This is a genomic window from Pseudomonas sp. 2VD (genome assembly GCF_005503585.1).
Lineage (GTDB): Bacteria > Pseudomonadota > Gammaproteobacteria > Pseudomonadales > Pseudomonadaceae > Pseudomonas > Pseudomonas aeruginosa.
In genome coordinates this window covers 1-6,064 of record NZ_SCND01000355.1, presented here as the reverse complement: position 1 = coordinate 6,064, position 6,064 = coordinate 1, and the positions used below count along the sequence as shown (strand labels likewise).

At 70.4% G+C, this 6,064-nt stretch carries 6 protein-coding genes; 2 read left to right on the top strand and 4 right to left on the bottom strand.

Annotated features, from left to right (window positions below):
• Nucleotides 1–140: 140 nt before the first annotated feature.
• Genes FFS27_RS26830 through FFS27_RS26820 form a run of 3 tightly spaced genes read right to left on the bottom strand, consistent with a single transcriptional unit; the run spans nucleotide 141 to nucleotide 3,299 of the window.
• Nucleotides 141–899 carry an SDR family oxidoreductase gene (locus tag FFS27_RS26830; RefSeq protein ID WP_003128610.1) on the bottom strand — a complete coding sequence of 253 codons (759 nt, stop codon included), beginning with the start codon at nucleotides 897–899 and terminating at the stop codon, nucleotides 141–143.
• Complete coding sequence (locus FFS27_RS26825) at nucleotides 884–1,813, bottom strand: alpha/beta hydrolase (RefSeq protein ID WP_023875373.1); 930 nt, start codon at nucleotides 1,811–1,813, stop codon at nucleotides 884–886. The genes FFS27_RS26830 and FFS27_RS26825 overlap by 16 nt, the downstream gene beginning before the upstream one ends.
• Before the next feature lie 10 nt (nucleotides 1,814–1,823).
• Complete coding sequence (locus FFS27_RS26820) at nucleotides 1,824–3,299, bottom strand: flavin-containing monooxygenase (RefSeq protein ID WP_137952322.1); 1,476 nt, start codon at nucleotides 3,297–3,299, stop codon at nucleotides 1,824–1,826.
• A gap of 146 nt (nucleotides 3,300–3,445) precedes the next feature.
• Here FFS27_RS26820 and FFS27_RS26815 point away from each other — a divergent pair, with 146 nt between their 5' ends.
• Together FFS27_RS26815 and FFS27_RS26810 are read left to right on the top strand one after the other, a co-directional pair.
• Nucleotides 3,446–4,480 carry an AraC family transcriptional regulator gene (locus tag FFS27_RS26815; protein ID WP_003118509.1) on the top strand — a complete coding sequence of 345 codons (1,035 nt, stop codon included), beginning with the start codon at nucleotides 3,446–3,448 and terminating at the stop codon, nucleotides 4,478–4,480.
• Nucleotides 4,481–4,628: 148 nt separating this feature from the next.
• On the top strand, nucleotides 4,629–5,474 hold the full coding sequence (locus FFS27_RS26810) for a CmcJ/NvfI family oxidoreductase (RefSeq protein WP_003112180.1): 846 nt from the start codon (nucleotides 4,629–4,631) through the stop codon (nucleotides 5,472–5,474).
• 1 nt (nucleotide 5,475) lies between these two features.
• Here FFS27_RS26810 and FFS27_RS26805 read toward each other — a convergent pair.
• Nucleotides 5,476–6,064 (bottom strand): FecR family protein (locus FFS27_RS26805; RefSeq protein ID WP_171019236.1); only part of this gene is annotated, 589 nt, incomplete at its 5' end.

Here is a 6,064-nt window from a genome sequence, read left to right as displayed (position 1 = left end):
TAAGCGGCGGATAACCGCGAGCGGTTATTCGCCCTACGGAGCTGGAGCGGCAGCCGGCGTTTCCGCAGGCCTGTAGGGCGAATACCGCCACAGGCGGTATCCGCCAATACCCCGGATAAGCGGCGGATAAACGCAAGTGCCTATTCGTCCCGCGACAACCACGCCATCACCGCTCGGTTCACCCACGGCGGAGACAACTGCCCAGCCCAGTACAGCGCCGTGAACAACCCGCCCACCGGCCGGTGTACCCGCCGGCTGTGCGCCTGCCGCCAGGCCGCCTCGGCGATATCCTCGGCGTCCAGTCTCAGCCCCAGGCGACGCAACACCGGCGGTCGGTAGGTCTGCCCGGCGACCATCGGCGTGCGGACGAACGGCGGCATCAGGTCGGCGACGCGAATCCCGTGGCGGCGCCATTCCAGCTCCAGCGCCTCGGTGAGCCCGCGCACGGCGAACTTCGAAGCCGAGTAGACGGCCATCTCCGGTACGCCATAAAGCCCCGATGCCGAGCCCATGTTGAGTACCTGCGCCTGCGGCGTCGCGCGCAGGAACGGAAAGGCCGCGTGACAGCAGTTGAGGACGCCTTGCAGGTTGATCGCCAGCAACCGCGCGTGGTCCTCCAGGGCGACCTCTTCGAAGCGGCCGAAACGCAGGATGCCGGCGCAGTTGAACAGCAGGCGCAGGCGGCCATCGGCACAGAACTGCGCAAGCGCCTCGCCGACCGCGTCGGGCTCGCTGACGTCCACGGCACGCTGCCAGGCGCCCGGCAGTTCCGCGGCCAAGCCGCGCAACGCCTCGGCATCGATGTCCAGCAAACCGACCCGCCAGCCCCGGCGGTGGAACAGCCGCGCGCTGGCGGCGCCGATCCCGGAGGCGGCACCGCTGATCAGGATGTTCTGCACTGGCCGCCCTCCGCGCTGCATTCGACGACGAACGCCGCCGCCTCGTCCAACGCCCGGTCGGCGCTGGCCAGCACGCCGGCATGGGCCTGGAACACGTGCCAGCAACCGGCGTAGCGCTGCAATCGCACCGCGACGCCCTGCTCACCGGCCCGTTGCGCCAGGCGCAGGCTGTCGTCGCGCAGCAGTTCGTCCTCGCCGACCTGTACCAGCAGCGGCGGCAGCCCCGCCAGGTCGGCATGCAGCGGCGACAGGGCGGCCGAGCCTGGCTCCGCGTCGGCCGGCAGCAGCAGGCGCACCGCGCTTTCCAGCCAGGCCCTCGACAGCAGCGGGTCGCCGGCCTCCGGCGTGTGCAGGCGCTGGCAGCTGAGGTCGGTCCAGGGCGAGAACAGCAGCAACCCGGCCGGCAACGGCAAGCCGCGCGCCTTCAGCTCCAGGGCCAGGGACAGCGCCAGGTGGCCGCCCGCCGAGTCACCGGCGAGCAGCAGTCGGCGCGGCGAATGGCCGGCCTCCAGCAATGCCAGGTAGACCGCCAGGGCGTCGTCGCGGGCGGCGGGGAACGGATGTTCCGGGGCACGCCGGTAGTCCACCGCGCAAACCTCGGCGGCGCAGCGCCGGGCCAGGTGCGTGGTGATCGCCCGGTGGGTCGCCGGCGAGCCGATCAGGTAGGCGCCGCCGTGCAGGTAGAGCACCCGGCGCCGCGCCTCCACCCCGCGCGGCCGCAACCACTCGCAGGGCACGCCGGCGAGGCTGCGGCGCTCGCGAACGACGCCGCCGGCGCCCAGCGTCGCCAGGCTCAGCCCGCGCAGCACGCCGCGTTGCAGCGCCACTGGCATGGGCGGACGGACCAGCCCGCGGAACAACAGGCGCAGGCAGCCGCGCAGGAGACCGGCGCGCAGGCGTTGCGGCGGCGACATCAGGGGCGCTTCAGCGGGCCAGGTCATAGTCGGCAAGCTCCGGCCGGCGCGTACGCCAGCGATAGACGAAGGTGTAGCCCGGCCAGTTGTTGGTGTTCTTGCCGGCGGCAGTCTTGTACCAGCTGTCGCAGCCACGCTCCCAGACGGTATGGCGCAACCCCTGTTGCACCTCCAGGTTGAAGCGCCGCTGGACCTCGGGCTTCACGTCGAGGTAGCGCAAGCCCTGCGCCTGGAGCTGGCGCAGGCAGCCGAGCACGTAGGGGAACTGGCTTTCCAGCATGTAGACGATGGAGTTGTGACCGAGGTTGGTGTTCGGCCCGTAAAGGATGAACAGGTTGGGGAAGCCGCTGACGCTGATGCCCTTGTAGGCTTCCGCGCCATCCGCCCAGGCCTGCCGCAGGTCGCGTCCGTCGAGGCCGAGGATGCGCATCGGGGCGAGGAACTCGGTGGCGGCGAAGCCGGTACCGAAGATGATCGCGTCGACCTCGTGCCGGCGGCCGTCACGGCCAACCACGGCGTCTTCGGTGACTTCGCGAATGCCCGTGTCGACCAGTTCGACATTGCTCCTGGCCAGCGCCGGGTAATAGTCGTTGCTGATCAGGATGCGCTTGCAACCCAGAGGGTAGTCGGGAACCAGCCGCGCGCGCAGTTGCGGATCGGCGATCTGCCGGTGCAGGTGACGATGGAAGCTCAGCCGCATCACCTTCATCAGCGCCGGGAAGGTCGCGAAGGCGAGCATCCGCGATTCGTGGTGCAGGTACTTGAGCCCCCGATCCAGACGTTGCAGCCACGGCCAGCGCGCCTTCAGGCGGCGTTCCCAGTCGGCGTAGGCGCGGTCCGGCTTGGCGATCACGTAGGGCGCGCTGCGCTGGAACAGCGACAGGCGTTGCACCTGCGGGGCGATCCGCGGGACGAACTGGATGGCGCTGGCTCCGGTGCCGATCACCGCGACCCGCTTGCCGGCCAGTCCAACATCGGAGTCCCAGTTGGCGGAGTGGAACGCCGACCCCTGGAAGGGCTCCAGGCCGGGCAGGCGCGGCAGCAGCGGCCGGCTCAACTGGCCGGTGGCGCAGACCAGGGCCCGTGCGCGCAGCGTCTGGCCATCGGCGCAGCGCACCTGCCATTCGCCGCTGCCGGCGTCGAAATGGGCCTCCTCCACCTCGCAGTGGAAACGGATCTTCTCGCGCAGACGGTACTTGTCCGCGCAATGCCGCAGGTAGTCGAGGATTTCCGCCTGCGGGGCGAACTTGCGCGACCAGTCGGCCTTCGGCTCGAAGGAAAACGAATAGAGATGCGAGGGGACGTCGCAGGCGGCGCCCGGGTAGCGGTTTTCCCGCCAGCAACCGCCGACATCGGCGGCCTTTTCCAGGACCAGATAATCGTCGATGCCTGCCTGTCGCAGGCGGATCGCCAGGCCGAGACCGGCGAAGCCGGCGCCAACCACCAGCACCCGCAAGGGGGCTTCAGGGCGGGACTCGTTGTGCATTGTTGTGCTCCCGTTTGTTGCTTGCCACGCCGTCCGGCGCGATTCCGCCCAGCGGCGGATGGCAGCATCCTAGTTCGCCGGGGCGACTGGCGTTATGGCCGGGCCGGACATAAAGTTGTGATTTTCGGTCAACCTCGGACGCCACCATGCCCACTCCGCCCTGGTCTCCCCGCCGCAGCGCCATCAGCGCGCACCTGCTGATCCAGTTCGGCATCGACCGCGGCCTCGGCCTGGAGCAGTGCCTGGCAGGTAGCGGCCTGGATATCCGCCTGCTCGGCGATCCTTCCGGGGAAATCGACGCGGCCCAGGAACTGAGCGTCGTGCGCAACCTGGTCCGGCACCTGGGCGACGCCTGCGCGCCGGGCCTGGCGGCAGGCCTGCGCTATCACCTCAACGCCTACGGCATCTGGGGCTTCGCCCTGCTCAGCAGCCCGACCTTCCTCAGCGCCGCGCAACTGGGCCTGCGCTACCTCGACCTGACCTTCGCCTTCCATGGCATCCGCCTGGAGGTACACGACGACGAAGCGCACCTGGTGCTCGACGACGCCGGCATTCCCGAGGACCTGCGGATTTTCCTCCTCGAACGCGACGCCGGTGGCGTGCTGCGCATCCAGCGCGACCTCACCGGGCAGCGCCTGCCGATCCTCCGCGCCGGCTTCCGCCGCCCACCGCCCGCCGATCCCGCGCCCTACGTGCGCGAGCTGGGCCTGTGCCCGGCGTTCGGTCAGGCGGACAACCGGGTGGTCTTCGAACGGCGCTTCCTCGACCTCCCGCTGCCCGGCGCCAATCCAGAGGTGGCGCGCGCCTGCGAGGAGCAGTGCCGCGCCCTGCTCGCCCGCCGCCAGGTGCGCGGCGGTCTGGCCGGACGCATCCGCGACCGCCTGCTGAGGACGCCCGGCCACTTGCCGGACATGCAGACCCTGGCCATGGAACTGCACCTCACCGTGCGTACCCTGCGTCGCCGCCTGGACGACGAGGGCAGCAGCTACCGCCTGTTGCTCGACGAGGTGCGCCAGGCCCTCGCCGAAGAGCTGCTGGCCACCGGCGCGATTCGCCTGGAGGAGATCGCCGAGCGCCTCGGCTACGGCGAGGTGTCCAACTTCATCCACGCCTTCAGGCGCTGGAAAGGCATGACGCCGCGCCAGTATCGCCAGCGGCGACGACTCGACGCGATGTCCTGAGCCGCTCCGGGCTTATTCCACGAAGGCAGGACGCCAGCGCTCGATGTTCGTTTCGCCGCCGCCTGCCAGCGGCTAGATTGGCCGTTCACGCGCGGCATCCGGCGGCGCGGCAGCGGAGGCATCTCCGCTGGCAACGGGAGAACGACACATGGGTTGCCAGCAACACGCATGGCCGGCGCACGCGCCGGAGCAGGTCGAGGCCGAGGTCAACTATATCCGCGACAACGGCCAACGGCCGGTCGCCTACACCTATCCGGCCCCCGCCGGGACGCCGCAGCGCAGCGCGCTGTTGCAGCCGACCCGGGTGGCGATCCGCAATGCGCGTCTGCTGGCGCAACCGGCCAGCCTGGAGCGCGAGGGTTTCCAACTGGTGCGCGAGGCGAGCGCGGTGGGCGATTTCGAGGATGAAGCCCAGGTTCGTGAACGCTACTACCCGGAAAGCATCGCCCTGCTCCGCCGCCTGACCGGCGCCGCCGAGGCGGTGATCTTCGACCACACGCTGCGCGTCGACCAGGCCGGGCGCGAAGAACGCGGCCTGCGCGAACCGGTGCGCTACGTGCACAACGACCAGACCCTGCGCTCGGCGCCGCGCCGGGTCCGCGACCACCTGCCGGCGGAACGCGCCGAACGGCGCCTGGCCGGACGCTTCCAGATCGTCAACCTGTGGCGTCCGTTCGGCCATCCGGCGCAGCGCGCGCCGCTGGCGTTGCTGGACGCCCGCAGCCTGGCGTTCGACGACCTGGTGGCCAGTGACCTGGTGTACCGCGACAAGGTGGGCGAAACCTACTCGGTCAAGCCCAACCCGGAGCACCGCTGGTACTACTACCCGCACCTGCGGCCGGAGGAAGCGCTGCTGCTGAAGATCTACGATTCGCGGGAGGACGCGCAGGCTCGCCTCGGCGCGCACACCGCCTTCGACGATCCCTGCACCCCGGCCGATGCGCCGCCGCGGCAGAGTATCGAACTGCGTTGCCTGCTGTTCTTCGACGAATGAGTCAGGCGGGGCGCAGGCTGATCCAGTAGTCGCTGTAGCGCAGCACGCGGATCGGCAGGCTGCGTCCGAGCATGTCCAGGGACGTGTGCATGTCGTCCAGCGGGAACAGACCGCTGACGCGGTTGCCGGCGATCTCCGCGTCGAGCTGGAGGATGCCTGGCAGATAGGGACGGAAGGCCTCCGCGACCCAGGCCAGGGAGCGGTCGTGGACCTCCAGCCAGCCGCTGGCCCAGGCATCCTCTCCGGCCTGCATCGGGCCCTGTTCGAGCAGGCCGCCGGCATCGAACAGCAGGCTGCGTCGTGCCGCCACCGCCAGCTGGCGTCCCTCACCGGTGGTCAGCCGCGCGCTGCCGCGCAGGGTCACCAGGCGGATCGCCCCGCGCTCCTCGGCCAGCAGCAGGCTGCCGCTGGCGCAGTCCACCCGTCCGGCGGCGCAGTCGAGGGCGAAGGCGCCGCGCGGGTCCTCCTTCACTTCCAGGCGCATCGCGCCGCGCCGCAGCTCCAGGCGTCGCTGGGCGCCGTCGAGCAGCAGTCGCGCCTTGCTCCGCGCGTTCAGGCGCAGGCGGCTGCCGTCGGCCAGCAACCAGTCG